Origin of the sequence: Hydrogenophaga palleronii (assembly GCF_031457455.1) — a bacterium.
Lineage (GTDB): Bacteria > Pseudomonadota > Gammaproteobacteria > Burkholderiales > Burkholderiaceae_C > Hydrogenophaga > Hydrogenophaga palleronii_A.
In genome coordinates, this window is sequence record NZ_JAVDWU010000004.1 from 183454 (window position 1) to 199740 (window position 16287).

15 protein-coding genes are annotated in these 16287 nt (G+C 65.0%); 7 read left to right on the forward strand and 8 right to left on the reverse strand.

The annotated features are described in order from the left end of the window. Window positions 1-81 precede the first annotated feature (81 nt). The 3 genes from J2W49_RS10970 to J2W49_RS10980 form a co-directional block, all read right to left on the reverse strand. A complete protein-coding gene (locus J2W49_RS10970; RefSeq protein WP_310315587.1) occupies window positions 82-1917 on the reverse strand; it encodes a M61 family metallopeptidase in 1836 nt (611 codons plus the stop codon). A gap of 88 nt (window positions 1918-2005) precedes the next feature. Further along, window positions 2006-2719: a DsbC family protein gene (locus tag J2W49_RS10975; protein ID WP_310315589.1), complete on the reverse strand. Its 714-nt coding sequence runs from the start codon at window positions 2717-2719 to the stop codon at window positions 2006-2008. A 59-nt stretch (window positions 2720-2778) separates the two neighbouring features. Beyond that, complete coding sequence (locus tag J2W49_RS10980) at window positions 2779-3957, reverse strand: FAD-dependent monooxygenase (RefSeq protein ID WP_405001010.1); 1179 nt, start codon at window positions 3955-3957, stop codon at window positions 2779-2781. Window positions 3958-4018: 61 nt separating this feature from the next. Between J2W49_RS10980 and J2W49_RS10985 the strand changes: the two genes are divergently transcribed. Further along, window positions 4019-4918, forward strand: a complete 900-nt coding sequence (locus J2W49_RS10985) for an MOSC domain-containing protein (RefSeq protein WP_310315594.1) — start codon at window positions 4019-4021, stop codon at window positions 4916-4918. Between the two features lie 122 nt (window positions 4919-5040). Here the strand turns inward: J2W49_RS10985 and J2W49_RS10990 are convergent, their stop codons facing one another. Continuing rightward, window positions 5041-5715, reverse strand: coding sequence for a nucleotidyltransferase family protein (locus J2W49_RS10990; RefSeq protein WP_310315597.1), 675 nt, complete (start codon window positions 5713-5715; stop codon window positions 5041-5043). 118 nt (window positions 5716-5833) lie between these two features. Between J2W49_RS10990 and ychF the strand changes: the two genes are divergently transcribed. Together ychF and J2W49_RS11000 are read left to right on the forward strand one after the other, a co-directional pair. Continuing rightward, the gene (gene ychF, locus J2W49_RS10995; RefSeq protein ID WP_310315599.1) at window positions 5834-6925 is read left to right on the forward strand and encodes a redox-regulated ATPase YchF; all 1092 of its coding nucleotides are present in this window, start codon (window positions 5834-5836) and stop codon (window positions 6923-6925) included. Window positions 6926-6934: 9 nt separating this feature from the next. Then, window positions 6935-7708 carry an RNA pseudouridine synthase gene (locus tag J2W49_RS11000; protein ID WP_310315600.1) on the forward strand — a complete coding sequence of 258 codons (774 nt, stop codon included), beginning with the start codon at window positions 6935-6937 and terminating at the stop codon, window positions 7706-7708. Here the strand turns inward: J2W49_RS11000 and J2W49_RS11005 are convergent. Continuing rightward, on the reverse strand, window positions 7693-8880 hold the full coding sequence (locus J2W49_RS11005; RefSeq protein WP_310315603.1) for an MFS transporter: 1188 nt from the start codon (window positions 8878-8880) through the stop codon (window positions 7693-7695). The genes J2W49_RS11000 and J2W49_RS11005 overlap by 16 nt on opposite strands. An 88-nt stretch (window positions 8881-8968) precedes the next feature. After that, window positions 8969-9466, reverse strand: a complete 498-nt coding sequence (locus J2W49_RS11010; protein WP_310315605.1) for a YqaA family protein — start codon at window positions 9464-9466, stop codon at window positions 8969-8971. A gap of 136 nt (window positions 9467-9602) precedes the next feature. On the opposite strand from J2W49_RS11010, the gene dusB reads away from it, so the two are divergent. The 3 genes from dusB to purH all read left to right on the forward strand — a co-directional run bounded on the left by dusB (window position 9603) and on the right by purH (window position 12830). Further along, window positions 9603-10652 carry a tRNA dihydrouridine synthase DusB gene (gene dusB, locus J2W49_RS11015; RefSeq protein WP_310315607.1) on the forward strand — a complete coding sequence of 350 codons (1050 nt, stop codon included), beginning with the start codon at window positions 9603-9605 and terminating at the stop codon, window positions 10650-10652. Between the two features lie 175 nt (window positions 10653-10827). Beyond that, the gene (locus tag J2W49_RS11020) at window positions 10828-11064 is read left to right on the forward strand and encodes a helix-turn-helix domain-containing protein (protein ID WP_310315609.1); all 237 of its coding nucleotides are present in this window, start codon (window positions 10828-10830) and stop codon (window positions 11062-11064) included. A 179-nt stretch (window positions 11065-11243) separates the two neighbouring features. Then, window positions 11244-12830: a bifunctional phosphoribosylaminoimidazolecarboxamide formyltransferase/IMP cyclohydrolase gene (purH, locus tag J2W49_RS11025; protein ID WP_310315611.1), complete on the forward strand. Its 1587-nt coding sequence runs from the start codon at window positions 11244-11246 to the stop codon at window positions 12828-12830. 549 nt (window positions 12831-13379) lie between these two features. Here the strand turns inward: purH and hemL are convergent. Beyond that, window positions 13380-14687 carry a glutamate-1-semialdehyde 2,1-aminomutase gene (gene hemL / locus J2W49_RS11030; RefSeq protein WP_310315613.1) on the reverse strand — a complete coding sequence of 436 codons (1308 nt, stop codon included), beginning with the start codon at window positions 14685-14687 and terminating at the stop codon, window positions 13380-13382. A gap of 182 nt (window positions 14688-14869) precedes the next feature. Beyond that, window positions 14870-15811, reverse strand: coding sequence for a bifunctional hydroxymethylpyrimidine kinase/phosphomethylpyrimidine kinase (gene thiD, locus J2W49_RS11035; protein WP_310315615.1), 942 nt, complete (start codon window positions 15809-15811; stop codon window positions 14870-14872). A 152-nt stretch (window positions 15812-15963) separates the two neighbouring features. Here thiD and J2W49_RS11040 point away from each other — a divergent pair, with 152 nt between their 5' ends. After that, the gene (locus J2W49_RS11040; protein WP_310316308.1) at window positions 15964-16137 is read left to right on the forward strand and encodes a rubredoxin; all 174 of its coding nucleotides are present in this window, start codon (window positions 15964-15966) and stop codon (window positions 16135-16137) included. Window positions 16138-16287 lie beyond the last annotated feature (150 nt).

Genomic DNA, 16287 nt, shown 5'->3' on the forward strand with positions numbered 1-16287 from the left:
GATGCCGTCGGGCCGGCTTTGCCGGACGACTGGCATCGCTCCCTTGAGGGGGTGACGCGAAGCGGCGCGGGGGTGTTCACTTCATGCCATCCAGGGCTTCAGCTTGGCCGCCTCACCCACCTGCAAGCGCACCGTGTGCGACTCGGCGGGCCAGGTCAGCTTGCAGCGCAGCAGTCGCTTGTCGCGAGCGATCACGGCCGTGAGCTGCTCTCGCCGCCCTCTGAGGCCGGCCACCTCGTCCAGCTTGTGCACCCGCCAGGCCTCGGCGGCCTGACCGCGCTTGGCGGGTGCGAATTCCACGCCCAGCCATTCGTCGCCCGCTGCCATGCCGGCTGCCTCGGCGGCCCCGCCGCGCAGCACCGTCTTCAGGGCAATGCCGTCTTTTTCGGTGACACGCAGACCCAGCTTCTGCGCCAGGGGCGCCTTTTCCTCCTTGGCCTTGGCGCCATGGGCCTCCAGCAGAGCCACCACCGGCAGGTCGGCAGTGCCGTGCACCCAGTCGCGCAGTTCCCGCTCATAGCTGCGTTTGCCCAGGCGCTTGAGCGCACGGGCAATGTCGGCCTCTCGGATCGGGCCGCCTTCGCTGCGCTGCCAGAGTTCGCGCATCACGGCGTCGAGGTGGCTGTGCCCTTCGCTGCGCAGGGTGAGGTCCAGGCACAGCGCCACCAGCGAGCCCTTGGTGTAGTAGCTGACCGTGGCGTTGGGCGTGTTCTCGCCCATGCGGTAGTACTTCACCCAGGCGTCGAAACTGGCCTGCGCCACGCTCTGCACCTGGCGACCAGGGGTCTGGTGCACCTGGTTGATGGTCTTGGCGATCAGGTTCAGATAGGCCGCGTCATCGATCAGGCCGGCGCGGCGCAGCATCAGGTCGTCGTAGTAGCTGGTGAACCCTTCAAAGAACCACAGCAGTTCGGTGTAGTTCTCGCCGGTGTAGTCGTAGCGTTTGAACTCGGCCGGGCGCAGCCGCTTCACGTTCCAGGTGTGAAAGTACTCGTGGCTGATCAGACCGAGCAGGGTGGTGTAGCCGTCGGTGGCCTTCAACGCCGGCGCGGGCGTGGATGACGAATCCGCAAGCCTGGGCAGATCGCTGCGCTCACAGATCAAGGCGGTGGAATTGCGGTGCTCCAGCCCACCGTAGCCGTCGGCGCTGGCGTACAGCATGAACAAATAGTTCTGAAAGGGGGGAGACTGGTCGCCGTGCCAGAAACCGATCTGGGTTTCACAGATGCGCTGCGTGTCGGCCAGCAGCCGATCAAAGTCCACCCATGCGCCTGCGCCACTCACCACAAAACGGTGAGGCACACCGCGGGCGACGAACTCGCCGCTCCAGAAATGGCCCATTTCAAAGGGGCAATCGGCCAGTTCGTCGTAGTGCGCCGCCTCGTACCGGCCAAAACCGGCCGCGTCCACATCCTTTGCTGGCAAGCCGGTGGCGACCTGCCACCCGGTGGTGAACTCACCGGGCTCTACCACCAGCGCGTGGGGCTGGTCTTCTTGGTCAGCCACACGCAGGCACAGACTGGTGGCGTTGAAGAAACCACGGTGGGCATCCAGGTAGGCGGTGCGCACCGAGGCGTCGAAGGCGTAGACCTCGTAGTGGAGTTCCAGCGGCTGACCGGGCGCCGCAGTGATCTCCCACTGGTGCTTGTCGATCTGACGTAATGGCACGGGCTCTGCGCCCTGGATCGCCTGCAGGTGCTGCAGATGCTGAGAAAACTCGCGCACCAGATAGCTGCCCGGGATCCACACCGGCAGACCCACCCGCTGGCGCGCCGCGGGCTGATCGATGGTCAGGGTGATGGCGAACAGGTGCGCATGGGCGTTGAGCACAGAGATTCGGTAGCTCAGCGCCGGCGCCGCTGACGCGCGCCTGTTTTTGCGGGCTGAGGCGGCGGAGGCGCGTTTGGACAGGGTCATGACATGAGGTTCAGAGTGCGCGTGCGCCCAGCTCGGCGACGCGACGGTCGGCGGGCGCAGTCAGCGGGCGTTAGGTAGAAGACCGGACTCAGGGCTTGGCGGTGGCCAGCGCCTGTTCGATCTGGTCGGCTCCCACTGCGCCGGGCACGCGGCGCCCGTCCACAAAGAAGCTGGCCGGCGTGCCGGTGATGCGGTACTTGCGTCCGAATTCGACATTGCGCTCCAGCGCGGCGACGTCGCATTTGGCCGGGGCAGGCGTCACGTTGCGCACCATCCAGTCCAGAAAGACCTTGCCCTTGTCCTTGGCGCACCAGATGTTGCGCGACTTGTCGGCCGAGTCGGGGCCCAGGATGGGGTAGAGGAACACGTGCACGGTCACGTCGTCGATGGTGAGCAGATCGCGTTCGAAGCGCTTGCAGAAACTGCAGTTGGGGTCTTCGAACACCGCCATCTGACGCGTGCCTTTGCCGCGCACGATGGTGAAAGCGTCCTTCAGAGGCAGGTCCTTGAAGGCGATGGAGGTCAGGCGGTCCAAGCGCTGGGCGGTGAGGTCGACCCGCGCCTGCGTATCGATGAGCGAGCCCTGGATGAGAAAGTTGCCCTGGGCATCGGTGTAGAAGATGTCGCTCTCATTGACCCGCACCTCATACAGACCGTTCATCGGCGTCTTGCTGATCTCGTCGATCTTGGGCAGGTTGGGCAGGCGTTCGGCGAGGTTCTTGCGAATGGTCGCTTCCTGCGCCAGCGCGCCGAGGGAAAACGCCGCCAGCAGGGTCACCAGGAGGGTCTTGAAGGGAGTCATGTGTGTGCCCGTTGCCGGGTTCCAGAAAAAGCCAGAAAAGAACAGATAGAGGTTGTGTCTCACAGCCCGGCGGCCTGGCGGACCATCCAGTGCTTGAGCGCACCGCTGCGCTCGAATCCCTTCATGCCCCAGTTGCGCAGCGCCTGAATGCGACTGTCCTGGTGGGCAAACAGGCTGAACAGGCCGTCTGTCACCCAGCTCATCGCACCCACGTCGGCGGCCCGGGCGCGCTCGTAGCGCCGCAGCAGCTTCAGGTCGCCCAGGTCACGCCAGTACTCGCGGCCGTGCAGCACCCGGGCCAGCTCTGCCGCATCGGCCAGGCCCACGTTGAGCCCCTGACCGGCCAGGGGGTGCATGGCGTGTGCGGCGTCACCCGCCAGTGCCACGCTGCCTTGTGCCGTGCGGGCGATCCAGCGCTGCGCTTTCGAGAGTTCCAGCGGCCATGCCTGCGGCGGGCTTTCCAGCGACATTTCACCCAGCACCTCGCCGCAGCGCGACTGCACGGCCTGGGCCAGGTGCTGACCGGCTTCGGCCAGCCAGGCATCCGCCTGCTGCGTTGGAACAGACCACACCAGCGCCACGGAGTTCCCCTGGGCGCCTTCGAGCGGCAGCAGGGCCATGATCTCGCCGTCCTGAAACCACTGGCGTGCCACACCACCGTGGGGACGTTCACAGCGCAGACGGGCTGCTACCGCTTTGTGGGGGTAAGGGCGAACGTGGAAATCCAGCCCGACCTCTTCCCGTGTCTGGCTGCGTTTGCCTTCGCAGACCACGGTCAGTGCGGCGGGCGGCGCTTCATGGAAGCGTTCGATGCTGGCCTGGAAGCTGACCGCATCGGCCAGCCGCCGCTCCAGCGCCGGTACATCCACGATCCAGGTGAGCGCGTCCAGGGCTTGATCGTGCGCCTCGAAATGCACCGCGCCACCCTGGTCGCCCCAGACGTGCATGCCGCTCACCGGGGTGACGGTGGTGGGCGATCCGTTCTCGGCCGCTCCAGCTTCCGGCCAAGCGCGCACAGACCGAAGCAGTTCGCGCGACGCGGCGTTGAGGGCGTAGGCCCTCACATCGGTTCGCGGTGCCTGGCCTTGTGGCACAGCGGGCTCCACGAGCGCCACCTTCAGGCGGTCGCGCGCCAGCAACAGGGCCAGTGTCTGACCCACCACACCGCCCCCCCGAATGGTCACGTCAAAACGGCGCTGGGAGGCAGGGCGGGTAGAGGGGGATGACATGAGGGGCATTTTAGGAGCAGGGCACAATCTGCGATTCACTCTGCTTTTTGGCCCACCCACCGCTGTTGTCATGACTTCTGCCAGTGCCGTTCCCCCATCCGAGATCCAGGCCACCATCGAACAGCTCTGGATCTACCCGGTCAAGTCCTGTGGCGCCATGGCCATGACCGAAGCAGAGTTGACCGAGACCGGGCTGGCCTGGGACCGCGCCTGGATGGTGGTGGACGACGAAGGCGAATTCGTGACCCAGCGCGAACTGCCGCGCATGGCCCTGATCACGCCCGCCTTCAAGATGGGGCAACTGGTGCTGCGCGCGCCGGGCATGCTGGCGCTGCACCTGGCGCTTGATGCCGCCGAATGGCCCGTCAAGGTGCGGGTCTGGGACGATGAAGTGCCCGCCTACGACATGGGTGATCTGGCCGCCCAATGGTTCAGCGACTTTCTGGGGCCTGACGCCCCCGCCAACCTCAAGCGCCTGCGACTGGTGCGTTTCGACCCCGAGGTGCGCCGCCTGAGCAGCCTGAAGTGGACCGGCGGACGCGAAGCCACCACCCAGTTTGCCGACGGGTTCGCCATGCTGGTGACCAGCACGGCTTCACTGGCCGACCTGAATGAACGGTTGGCAAAGGCGGGTCACCTGCCTGTGGAAATGACCCGCTTTCGCCCCAACATCGTGCTGGGTGGCCTGGAGGCCCATGACGAAGACCGGCTGGGCCCGATGCAGATCGTCACCGAAGGCGGCGTGGCCCGCATCGAGACGGTCAAGCCGTGCGCACGCTGCCCCATTCCCAACATCGACCCGGCCACGGCCGAGTCCAGCCCGGCGGTGGGTGACACCTTGCAGACCTACCGGCAAGACCAGCGCCTGAACGGCGCCATCACCTTCGGCATGAACGCCATCGTGCTGGAAGGCGATGGTCTGATCCTGCGTGTGGGCCAGGTGGTGGGCGCTGACTGGAAGTTCGACTGAGGTTGGGTTTCCACGCGCCCGACGCCTGGTGCATGGGAGGGTGCGCTGTCAGGCGCTCACTGGAGTACCTTCGCCCTTCGAGCTGCGGTGCGAGCTTGCTTGGGAGCGGCCCGGCGCGGCGCTCATGATTTGACCGCGAGGTCAGCGGGCCAGCACAGGCGGTGCACGGTGCCTGCGGCCAGCGCTTCAATGTCGTCCAGCGTGTCCATATCGGTTCGGTAGTGCTGGTTGGTCGTTGCCCAGCGGCAGACCGCTTCCGGATGGGCAGCCTGCCACTGGCGGCAGCCGGCGTCGGTGTCGCCTGACAGGATCTGCTCGCGCACCGCTGCGCTGAACACCACTGGGTTGCCGGGCAAGCCGTTGACCTGAGGCTGCAACACCTGCGTGTGGGCCGGCCGCTTGTGGTACGCGCTGATCAGCTCGCTGATGTCCTGTGTGCGGATCAAAGGCTGGTCGGCCAGGGCGACGAGCACGGCGTCGGGCTGGTGCGAGAGCGCACGCAGGCCGACATGCAGCGAGGTGTTCTGACTGGTCTGGGGATCGGGGTTGCGCACCACGGTGACGGGCAGTGCGCCGATCACCGGCGCAATGCGTTCGGCATGGTGGCCGAGCACCACCACCAGCTCATGCACGTCGGCGTCCAGAAGCGCGCTGATCAGGCGACGGATCAGCGGGGTGCCGTCGAGTTCAAGCAGGCACTTTGGCCGGTGACCCATGCGCGAACCGGCACCGGCGGCAAGCAGCACCGCGCCCACCAAGGGCTGCGGGGAGACGGTATTGCCAGCGGTTGGGTTCATGGGATCTGTGCGAGTGGATGAAGGCATTCAGGCGGTCGTGAGCAGGCCACCGACTGCATGCAGCGTACCCCATTGCCACCCATCGCATACACTGGCGGGCTGTTTTTCGAGGTAATTCATGAGTCTCCAATGCGGCATCGTGGGCCTGCCCAACGTCGGCAAATCCACGCTATTCAACGCCCTGACCAAGGCCGGCATCGCGGCCGAAAACTACCCGTTCTGCACCATCGAGCCGAACACCGGCGTGGTGGAAGTGCCTGACCCGCGTCTGCAACAGCTCGCGGAGATCGTCAAGCCCGAACGGGTGGTCCCGGCCATTGTGGAGTTCGTGGACATCGCCGGCCTGGTGGCTGGCGCCAGCACGGGTGAAGGCCTGGGCAACAAGTTCCTGGCGCACATCCGCGAGACGGATGCCATCGTCAACGTGGTGCGCTGTTTTGAAGACGATAACGTGATCCACGTGGCCAACAAGGTCGACCCGATCGCCGACATTGAAGTCATCCAGACCGAGCTCTGCTTGGCCGATCTGGCCGCGGTGGAAAAGGCCATTCACCGCGTGAGCAAGATCGCCCGTTCCGGTGACAAGGAGGCCGTCAAACAACTCGCCATTCTGGAGAAGTGCCAGACCGCGCTGAACGACACGCAGCCGGTGCGCACCATCGACTTCAGCAAGGAAGAACAGGCCCAGCTCAAACAGTTTTTCCTGATCACCGCCAAGCCCGCCATGTTCGTGGCCAATGTGTCCGAAGATGGTTTCGAGAACAACCCTTTCCTGGACCGCCTTCGCGCGTTCGCAGAAAAGCAGAACGCGCCGGTGGTGGCCATCTGCGCCAAGATCGAAGCCGAACTGGCCGAGATGGACGACGCCGACCGGCTGGAATTCCTCCAGGAACTGGGCCAGGACGAACCCGGCCTGAACCGCCTGATCCGCGCCGCCTACAAGCTGCTGGGCCTGCAGACCTACTTCACCGCTGGCGTGAAAGAAGTGCGTGCCTGGACCATCCACGTGGGCGACACCGGGCCACAGGCCGCCGGCGTGATCCACACCGACTTCGAGAAGGGCTACATCCGCGCCCAGACCATCGGCTTTGACGACTTCATCACCTACAAGGGTGAGCAGGGCGCCAAAGACGCCGGCAAGATGCGCGCCGAAGGCAAGGAATATGTCGTCAGGGATGGCGACGTGATGAATTTCCTCTTCAGCAGCTGAGCCGGAAAAATGCCCGATACCGGCCGGCCTGAACCCCAGCGTCTGGCCAAACGCCTGGCAGCCCAGTTGCCCTGTTCCCGCAGCGACGCCGAGCTCTACATCGCAGGCGGCTGGGTGCGGGTGGACGGCAAGGTCGTGCAGGAGCCTATGGAACGTGTGCGCGACGACCAGACCGTGCAGCTGGATCCCAAGGCCAGGCTGGAGCCGTTGGCTTCGATGACGCTGATCTGGCACAAACCCGCCAACCGGGTGCTGCCCGACGAGCCCTTGCTGCCGGATCCCCTGGCCGCCAAATGGTTCACCGACGCCAACCGCTTCAAGGGCGACCGCTCCGGGGTGCGCCTGCTCAAGGCGCACCTGCACAAGCTGTTGCCGGTGTCACCCCTGGGCACCAAGGCCAGCGGGCTGATGGTGTTCACCCAGAACCCGGCCGTGGCCCGCAAGATGACCGACGACGCAGGACAGCTGGAACACGAGTGGCTGGCCGAGGTGGCGAGCGATCCCGAGCTGGAAGACGATGCCCGGCGCGACGCGGTGCTCAAGTCGCTGGGCAAGGCGCTGTTCTTTGATGGCTGGGCCGTGCCTTCGGCCCGCGCCAGCTGGCAGAGCGAGCTGCGCCTGCGTCTGGCCATCAAGGGCAACCGGCCAGGCCAGGTGGCGCACCTGTGTGAGCGCGCGGGCCTGCAGCTCACCGCCTTGCGCCGCCTCCGGCTGGGCCGCGTTTCGCTGGCTGGTCTGCCCGTGGGCGAGTGGCGCTTTCTGATGCCCTACGAGCGTTTCTGAGCCCGCTCGGCCCACAGGCTCAGCCCCATGGCCAGGAGCATCACGGCCAGCCCGACCTCGTGCAGGCGCAGCATCTGCCCCTGGGCGATCATCACGCCGCCCAGCGCCGCGCCCAAAGCCTGACCGCCATACATGGCCGAGGTGTTCAGTGCCACCGTGGCCGAAGCCAGTTCGGGCGAAATGTGCACCAGGCGTGCCTGTTGCGCCGAGTTGCATGAAAAACACCCCAGCGCCCAGGGAATGACGACCAGGCCCATCGCCCAGAACGCGTGACGCCCGAGCGGCCACAGCAGCAGGCTCAGCGCGATGAAGCCGAGCGTGATCAGTACCGCTGCGGGTGCGCCAATGCGGTCTATGAAGCGCGTCACCACCACGTTGCCCACCAGTCCGAAAGCGCCAAACCACAGGAACATCGTCGCCAACGCGCTCCCACCCGCGCCCAGGGTCTGTGCGAAGTAGGGAGCGAGATACGAGAACAGCGTGAACTGCCCGAAGGCAGACAAAAGGGTGACACCCACCGCCATCATCAATGCGGGTGAGCTCAGTGCACGCCCCCATGCCTGGCGTGAGAGCGCTGCGGGCTTGATGCCATCGGGCATGTCGCGCCACACCCAGGCGGCGCTGCCCAGCGACATTAGTGCGACCAGGCCAAAAGCCCAGCGCCAGCCCAGTTCGTTGCCGATCCAGGCCGACAGCGGCATGCCCATGACCGATGCCACCGACCAGCCCAGGAACACGAAGGTGATGGCGCGACCACGCTGCGCCGGGGGCACCAGCAAGCCCACGCACGCGGCAGCCTGCGGCGTGAAGATGGCCGGTGAAATCACGGCCAGCACCCGCAAGGGCAACAGGGCACCATAGGTCGGCGCCAGCGCGCAGATACCCATGAGGGCGGCATACCAGAGCAAGGACAATGTCAACAGCCGCCGCCGATCCCAGCCAGCCACCAGGGTGGCAAAGGCCGGCGCGCCCAGGCCCATCAGGATGGCCGCTGCGGTGATCAGTTGGCCTGCCTGGGGAATCGACACGCCCAGTGATGCGCTGATGTCGTTGAGCGTACCGGGCACCACCATCACGCCGGTGCCGATCACGAAGTTGCCCACCATCAGCGCCCACAGTGCGCGAGGCAAGGCTGCGCTGGAGGCGCCGGTGGTCGACAGGGTGGTGGTCATGAAGCGGTGCGAGGTGGTGTGGGCCTGGATCGGGGGGCGACCGGATCCATGGCCTGCGGCAGTATCGCCGCGAAGCGATGCCCTGGCGTCAGAAGGGGAGTCCCCCAGGGAACACCCAGAGCAGGGCGGCCGTCATGGTGAGGTAGCGGGCGAACTTGCCGATGGCCATGTAGATCAGGCAGGGCCAGAAGGGGAATTTCAGCCAGCCCGCCACGGCGCACAGCGGATCGCCCACCACCGGCAGCCAACTCAGCAGACAGGCCTTGGGACCGAATCGCTCCAGCCAGCGCAGCGCGCGCGCGTTGGTGGGGGTGCCATGGCGCATCTTGTCCACCGCCTTGTGGGCGCCCAGGCCCATCAGCCACGACAAAGCACCACCCGCGGTATTGCCAGCCGTGGCCACGAGAATGGTCGACCAGAACAGCTCCGGGTTGAGCTTGATCAGAGCGAACACGGCGGGCTCCGAACCCATGGGCAGCAGCGTGGCAGAGACGAAAGCCACCACGAACACCGTGCTCAACCCGACTTCGGGCAAAGCGAGCCAATGCGTCAGCGTGACGATCCAGTCGGGCAGGGGGGGTTGCACGTTGAAGTGAGGCCTGTTCAGTTGAATGAATTTATCGCCTGCTGAAAAAACAGGCAGATACAATGCGAGTCCGCTTTCGCCGATCCGTTATTCGATCCCGGCTTCGTCTTCGCTCCCACCGGATTCTCCCACCGCCATGCAACTCGGGGCTTTCACCCTGCCCAATGCCCTGTTCGCCGCGCCCATGGCCGGGGTCACGGACCGTCCTTTCCGCAAGCTCTGCAAGCGGCTGGGCGCGGGTTATGCGGTGAGCGAAATGGTGACTTCGCGCCCTGACCTGCAAGACAGTCTGAAGACGTCGCGCCGTGCCAACCACGAGGGCGAGAGCGATCCCATCGCCGTGCAGATTGCCGGCACGGACGCGGCGATGATGGCCGACGCGGCGCGCTACAACATCGATCGTGGCGCCCAGATCATCGACATCAACATGGGTTGCCCGGCCAAGAAGGTGTGCAACAAGTGGGCGGGTTCCGCGCTGATGCAGGACGAGGCCCTGGCGATCGAGATCGTGCAGGCGGTGGTCGCCGCCTGCGAGCCCCACCGCGTACCGGTCACGCTCAAGATGCGCACGGGCTGGTGCGCCTCCGGGCGCAATGCGCCCGCACTGGCGTTGGCGGCCGAGTCGGTCGGCATCCAGATGCTGACCGTGCATGGACGCACCCGCGAACAAGGCTACAAGGGCCAGGCTGAGCACGACACCGTGGCCCACATCAAGAGCCGCGTGCGCATTCCGGTCGTGGCCAACGGCGACATCGACACACCGCAAAAGGCCCAGGAAGTGCTGCGACGCACCGGGGCCGACGCCATCATGATCGGACGGGCTGCCCAGGGGCGCCCGTGGATCTTTCGCGAGATTGCCCACTTCCTGGCCACTGGCGAGGAACTGCCACCGCCTGATCTGGCGGAGGTGCGCACCTGGCTGCTGGAGCACCTGGAAGATCATTACGCGCTGTATGGCGAATTCACCGGTGTGCGCAGTGCCCGCAAACATCTGGGCTGGTACGCCAGGGCATTGCCCTTGCCACCCGGTGCGGCTGCGGTGTTCCGCGACCGCATCAACGAGCTCACGAGCTGTGAGGCGCAGCTTCGCTGCGTGAGCGAGAGCCTGGACGAATGGCGTGACGCACAAGTCACATGGGGCGCGGAACATGCCGACAGCGACACACCATGGAAGATGGCGGCATGAGCGCAGCGCCGGGCCGTTCCCAAGCCAGCTCGCACCGCAGCTCGAAGAGCGGAGGTGTTCCAGTGAGCGCAGCGCCGGACCGTTCCCAAGCCAGCTCGCACCGCAGCTCGAAGAGCGAAGGGGTGTCAGTGAGCGCAGCGCAAGAACAATGCAGAACGGAGCAACAAGGCCTTTTATGAGTACCCCCAACCTGCACGACTGCGTTCGCACCAGCATGGAGGCTTACTTCCGCGACCTCAACGGCACGGATCCGGCCGGTCTGCACGAGATGCTGGTCAAGGCCGTGGAGAAGCCGCTGCTGGAAGTCGTGATGCAGCAGTCACAAAACAACCAGTCGCGTGCCGCGCAATGGCTGGGGCTCAACCGCAACACCTTGCGCAAGAAGCTGCTCGAACACCACTTGATCGAATGAAGGGGGATGAAGCACCCCCCGCGCCGCTTCGCGTCACCCCCCTCTCTCGCCTGCGGCGGGAAGGGGGCGGCACCCCAGGCCCGGCAGAGCCGGATCCTCGGTGCCCCTGGAGGGCGTTCTGGCATGCGAGGCCATTCGCTCTTCGGCCACTGATCTGAAACCCTTTAAAAAAAACTTCCATGCGCGCACTCATCTCCGTCTCCGACAAAACCGGCATCGTCGAACTCGCACAGGCCCTTCATGGTCTGGGTGTGCCCCTGATCTCCACTGGCGGCACCGCCAAGCTGCTGGCCGAAAAGGGCTTGCCGGTGACCGAGGTGGCCGAGGTAACCGGCTTCCCTGAAATGCTCGACGGCCGGGTCAAGACCCTGCACCCCAAGGTGCACGGTGGTTTGCTGGCGCGCCGGAATCTGCCCGAGCACATGGCTGCGCTCAAGGCGCATGGCATCGACACCATCGACCTCCTGGTCGTCAACCTCTACCCGTTTGAAGCCACCGTGGCCAAGCCCGGCTGCACGCTGGAAGATGCCATCGAGAACATCGATATTGGCGGTCCAGCCATGGTGCGCAGTGCCGCCAAGAACTGGAAAGACGTCGCGGTGCTGACGGACGCCGCCCAATACCCCGCTGTGATCGATGAGCTCAAGGCCAGCGGCAAGCTCAGCGACAAGACGCGCTTTGCCCTGTCGGTGGCGGCGTTCAACCGCATCAGCAATTACGACGGCGCCATCAGCGATTACCTTTCCAGCATCGAGTTTGAAGAAGGTGCGGCCGTGCCCAAGCGCAGTGTCTACCCGGCCCAGACCAACGGCCGCTTCGTCAAGCTGCAGGACCTGCGCTACGGCGAGAATCCGCACCAGACCGCCGCCTTCTACCGCGACCTGTACCCGGCCCCCGGGTCGCTGGTGACGGCGAAGCAGTTGCAGGGCAAGGAACTGAGCTACAACAACATTGCCGACGCCGACGCCGCCTGGGAATGTGTCAAGAGCTTTGACGTGCCGGCCTGCGTGATCGTGAAGCACGCCAACCCCTGTGGCGTGGCCGTGGGCAAGGACGCGCTGGAGGCCTACAGCAAGGCCTTCCAGACCGACCCGACCAGTGCCTTCGGCGGCATCATTGCCCTGAACCGCGTGCTCGATGGCGCAGGTGCCCAGGCCATCAGCAAGCAGTTCGTGGAAGTGCTCATGGCGCCCGGCTACACGCCGGAAGCGCTCGAGGTGTTCAAAGCCAAGGCCAATGTGCGGGTGCTGGAAATCGCATTGCCACCAGGTGGCCCTACCGCGTGGGACAAGGGGCTGAATCTCACCGACATCAAACGCATCGGCTCAGGCCTGTTGATGCAAAGTGCTGACAACCACGTGTTGCAGCGCACCGACCTCAAGGTGGTGACCAAGCTGCAGCCGACCGAGCAGCAAGTCGAAGACTTGCTGTTCGCGTGGAAGGTGGCCAAGTACGTCAAGTCCAACGCCATCGTGTTCTGCAAGGACGGCATGACCATGGGCGTGGGCGCCGGGCAGATGAGCCGCCTGGATTCGGCCCGCATCGCCAGCATCAAGGCTGGCCATGCCAAGCTGTCTCTGCAGGGCACGGCGGTGGCCAGTGACGCTTTCTTCCCGTTCCGCGATGGCCTGGATGTGGTGGTGGACGCGGGCGCTTCGTGCGTGATCCAGCCCGGTGGCTCCATGCGCGATCAGGAAGTGATTGACGCGGCGGATGAGCGCGGTGTGGTGATGGTGTATTCGGGCGTGCGCCACTTCAGGCACTGACCACTGTCTTGTTCCCTCTCACGCTGGGAGGATGGGGTCTACGGGGCTCTTTGGTTTCCTGCGGCCCTTCTTCAGGGATGCTGATTCTCGCCTGCATGGTAGGTGGGCGGGGCGTCGGGGCATCCGTTCTCCGCCTCACCTCGCGGGCGACTGGTTGGGCCCACGTCTGCTTCTTCGTGAACACTGTGTGAGCGCTCGACCTCGGTGGCATCCGCGAATGGAGCCTGCGACCGGACTACCCCAACCCCCCGCCCCGCTGACGGGTGGGTGCGCTTGCAGGAAAGTCTTTCGTGTGCCGGGACGGCCTTTTGCAGGCGTGCTCACATGCATTTGAAGGTGGGTGGTGCGGGCTGACGGGCGCAGGCTCCATTCGCGGTTGCCACGCAGACGGCGGGCCCACCGTGCAGTTGACGAACCCATGTAGGCGCACCTGAAGCAGCCGCCCGCGAGGTGAGCCGGAGAACGGCAGCTCCACCATCCGCCTGGCGCAAGGCACTGGCCTGAAATCTGTTGAAGCGCGAGGCTCTTGCCGAGACAGAGCCCCCTTGCCTACTTGCCCAGCAGCCTGAAAACGTCCCGCGCAGCCGAAACCGTATCGGCAATGTCTTGCGCCGTGTGAGCCGCACTCACAAACCCGGCTTCGTACAGCGCGGGCGCAATGTATACACCGCGGTCCAGCAGGCCGTGGAACAGGGTGTTGAAGCGCGGGCCGTCTGTGGTCATGACCTTGGCGTAATTCTGCGGCAGTTCCTCAAACAGGAAGAAGCCGAACATGCCGCCCTGGCTGTCGCCGCACAGCGGCACGCCTTCAGCTGCAGCAGCTGATGTGAGGCCGCTGACCAGCGATTGCGTGGTGGCCGTGAGTTGCTCGAAGAAGCCCGGTTTGCTGATTTCCTTCAGCGTGGCCAGTCCGCATGCTGTTGCGACAGGGTTGCCGCTCAGCGTGCCCGCCTGGTACACGCCGCCCAACGGCGCCAACTGTTCCATCACCGCGCGCTTGGCACCAAAGGCCGCCAGTGGCATGCCGCCGCCGATCACCTTGCCCATCACCGTCATGTCGGGTTCAAACCCGGGAATCAGTTGCGCATAGACGCTCTGCGCGCCGCCGAGTGCGACCCGGAAACCCGTCATGACTTCATCAAATGCCAGCAAGGCACCGTGCTGCGTGCACAGTTCGCGACAGCGTTTCATGAAAGGCACGCTGGCGCGCACGAAATTCATATTGCCGGCGATCGGCTCGATGATCAGGCAGGCCACATCAGGGCCGTGCTCGACGAACGCGGCCTCCAGTTGTTCGATGTTGTTGTATTCCAGCACGATGGTGTGCTGTACCACTTCGGGCGGGACGCCGGCGCTGGTCGGGTTGCCAAAGGTGGCCAGGCCAGAACCCGCCTTGACCAGCAGCGCATCGGCATGGCCGTGGTAGCAGCCCTCGAATTTGATGATCTTCTTGCGGCCGGTCGCGCCGCGCGCAAGGCGGATCGCGCTCATGCCGGCTTCGGTCCCGGAACTCACCAGTCGCACCATGTCGATGCTGGGGACCAGGTTGATGATGGTTTCGGCGAGCTCGACTTCGCGTTCTGTGGGTGCGCCAAAAGAAAAGCCCTCAAGCACCGCCTTCTGCACCGCCTCCACCACGGCTGGGTGGCCATGGCCCAGGATCATCGGACCCCATGAACCGATGTAGTCGATATAGCGCTGACCATTGGCGTCCCAGAAATACGCGCCCTGTGCGCGCTGGATGAACCGGGGTGTGCCGCCCACTGCACGGAACGCGCGCACGGGCGAATTGACGCCACCAGGGATCAGGGCCTTGGCGCGCTCAAAGAGTTGCAGGTTGCGGTCAGTAGAGGTCATGGTGTGGTCAAGGGTGATGGGTTTCAGATGCGGCCGGTGCTCGGGTTCGGGACGGTACCGGAGATTGAACAGCCCTGGATGAAGGCGCCTGATCCAGAGACACCGAGGAACCGGCTTCGCCGGGCCTCAGGTGTCGCCCCCTTCAGGGGGGTGGCGCCGAAGGCGACGCGGGGGGGCTCCAATCAATGCCGCGTCGTGTCCAGGGGAAAGTCCTCGGCATCCAGGGTGCTGTCTGACGCGCTTTCGCCCGCTTCGGTGGATTCTTCGTCCTCATCTTCATGGGCCCAGAACAGACGGTCGGGCACGGCGTGTCCCATGCCCGGCTGAAATCCGGCGTCGAGGCACTGGTCTAGATAGGTCAGGGCCTCGGCACAAGCGGTTTGAAGATCGGCGCCTGCCGCGATCAGCGCGCACAAGGCGGCAGACAAAGTGTCTCCGGCACCACTGAAGGTGGCTTCAAAGCGTTCGTAGCGCGCGCTGGCCAGCACGGTCTCGGGTGAGGCGAGATGGCTTTCCAGGTACTGGTCGGCTGCGTTGAAGCCGGTCACCAGGGTGTAAGGCACGCCGTGCACCGCAGCGGCCCGGGCCACTTCCCGTGCGTTGGGCGGGCGGTCGCCTTCCCAGTCGGGCAACAGCCATCGGCACAGTGTGCTGTGGTTGCCCACCAGCACCGTGGTCTGCGGTAGCAGCAGTTCGGTGCACGCGTCCAGGTAGGTCTCGATCGCCAGTTCGTCCCACCACGACAGGTCGGGCATGTAGGCGATGACGGGCACATCCGAATAATCGGTCGTGATTTCAGCAATGGCGCTGAGGTTCTCCGGGCTGCCGACAAAGCCGACCTTGAAGGCCTGCACCGGCATGTCTTCCAGGGCGCAGCGGGCCTGATCGGTGAGCGCCTCTTCATCGAACGCAATGTGGTCGTGAATGTCCGAGGTATCGCGGATGTAGGCGCCGGTCACCACGGGGAGTACGTGGGCAGACGCGCTCGACATGGCGGTCAGGTCGGCGCTGAGTCCCCCGGCTCCGCTGGGATCGTTGGCGTTGAACACCATGACGCAGGGCAGTGACGCCTCACCTGGCTCGATCACAGGCTTGGCTGCTGGGGTTTCGGGAATGTCGGGCATGAGAGGGTGAGGGGAGTGGTCCCGGCCACAAAGCCTGGGCAGTTGCCGACGCACATCGGAAGGTCCAGCGTGTCACTGGTCGGACAGGGCCCCGACGGGCGGTAACCTGCTCGATACAATCGCCACATTCTATGACAATGCCCCCCATGAACATGATCGAAACCAAGACTTGGATGTGCCTGATTTGCGGCTGGATTTACGACGAAGCCGCAGGCGCAGTCGAGCACGGCATCGCTCCAGGGACCCCCTGGGCGCAAGTACCCATGAACTGGACCTGTCCGGAGTGTGGTGCCCGCAAGGAAGACTTTGAGATGGTGCAAATCTGACTTTTGAATTGCCTCATATTTAACGCTTCGTCCGCAATGTTCACGCGCCATGGTCCCGGTCTGCAATTGATGCAGATATGATCTCGCCGACCATGGCTGGCCTGACCGCCAGCAACGCCGCCCAGGCTGTGCGCCTCCCGCCCTGTCCGT

Bases quoted from the DNA above. Each gene is read 5' to 3' on its own strand.
- J2W49_RS10970 (WP_310315587.1), bottom strand. From the start codon at position 1,917: ATGACCCTGTCCAAACGCGCCTCCGCCGCCTCAGCCCGCAAAAACAGG.
- J2W49_RS10975 (WP_310315589.1), bottom strand. From the start codon at position 2,719: ATGACTCCCTTCAAGACCCTCCTGGTGACCCTGCTGGCGGCGTTTTCC.
- J2W49_RS10980 (WP_405001010.1), bottom strand. From the start codon at position 3,957: ATGCCCCTCATGTCATCCCCCTCTACCCGCCCTGCCTCCCAGCGCCGT.
- J2W49_RS10985 (WP_310315594.1), top strand. From the start codon at position 4,019: ATGACTTCTGCCAGTGCCGTTCCCCCATCCGAGATCCAGGCCACCATC.
- J2W49_RS10990 (WP_310315597.1), bottom strand. From the start codon at position 5,715: ATGAACCCAACCGCTGGCAATACCGTCTCCCCGCAGCCCTTGGTGGGC.
- ychF (WP_310315599.1), top strand. From the start codon at position 5,834: ATGAGTCTCCAATGCGGCATCGTGGGCCTGCCCAACGTCGGCAAATCC.
- J2W49_RS11000 (WP_310315600.1), top strand. From the start codon at position 6,935: ATGCCCGATACCGGCCGGCCTGAACCCCAGCGTCTGGCCAAACGCCTG.
- J2W49_RS11005 (WP_310315603.1), bottom strand. From the start codon at position 8,880: ATGACCACCACCCTGTCGACCACCGGCGCCTCCAGCGCAGCCTTGCCT.
- dusB (WP_310315607.1), top strand. From the start codon at position 9,603: ATGCAACTCGGGGCTTTCACCCTGCCCAATGCCCTGTTCGCCGCGCCC.
- J2W49_RS11020 (WP_310315609.1), top strand. From the start codon at position 10,828: ATGAGTACCCCCAACCTGCACGACTGCGTTCGCACCAGCATGGAGGCT.
- purH (WP_310315611.1), top strand. From the start codon at position 11,244: ATGCGCGCACTCATCTCCGTCTCCGACAAAACCGGCATCGTCGAACTC.
- hemL (WP_310315613.1), bottom strand. From the start codon at position 14,687: ATGACCTCTACTGACCGCAACCTGCAACTCTTTGAGCGCGCCAAGGCC.
- thiD (WP_310315615.1), bottom strand. From the start codon at position 15,811: ATGCCCGACATTCCCGAAACCCCAGCAGCCAAGCCTGTGATCGAGCCA.
- J2W49_RS11040 (WP_310316308.1), top strand. From the start codon at position 15,964: ATGATCGAAACCAAGACTTGGATGTGCCTGATTTGCGGCTGGATTTAC.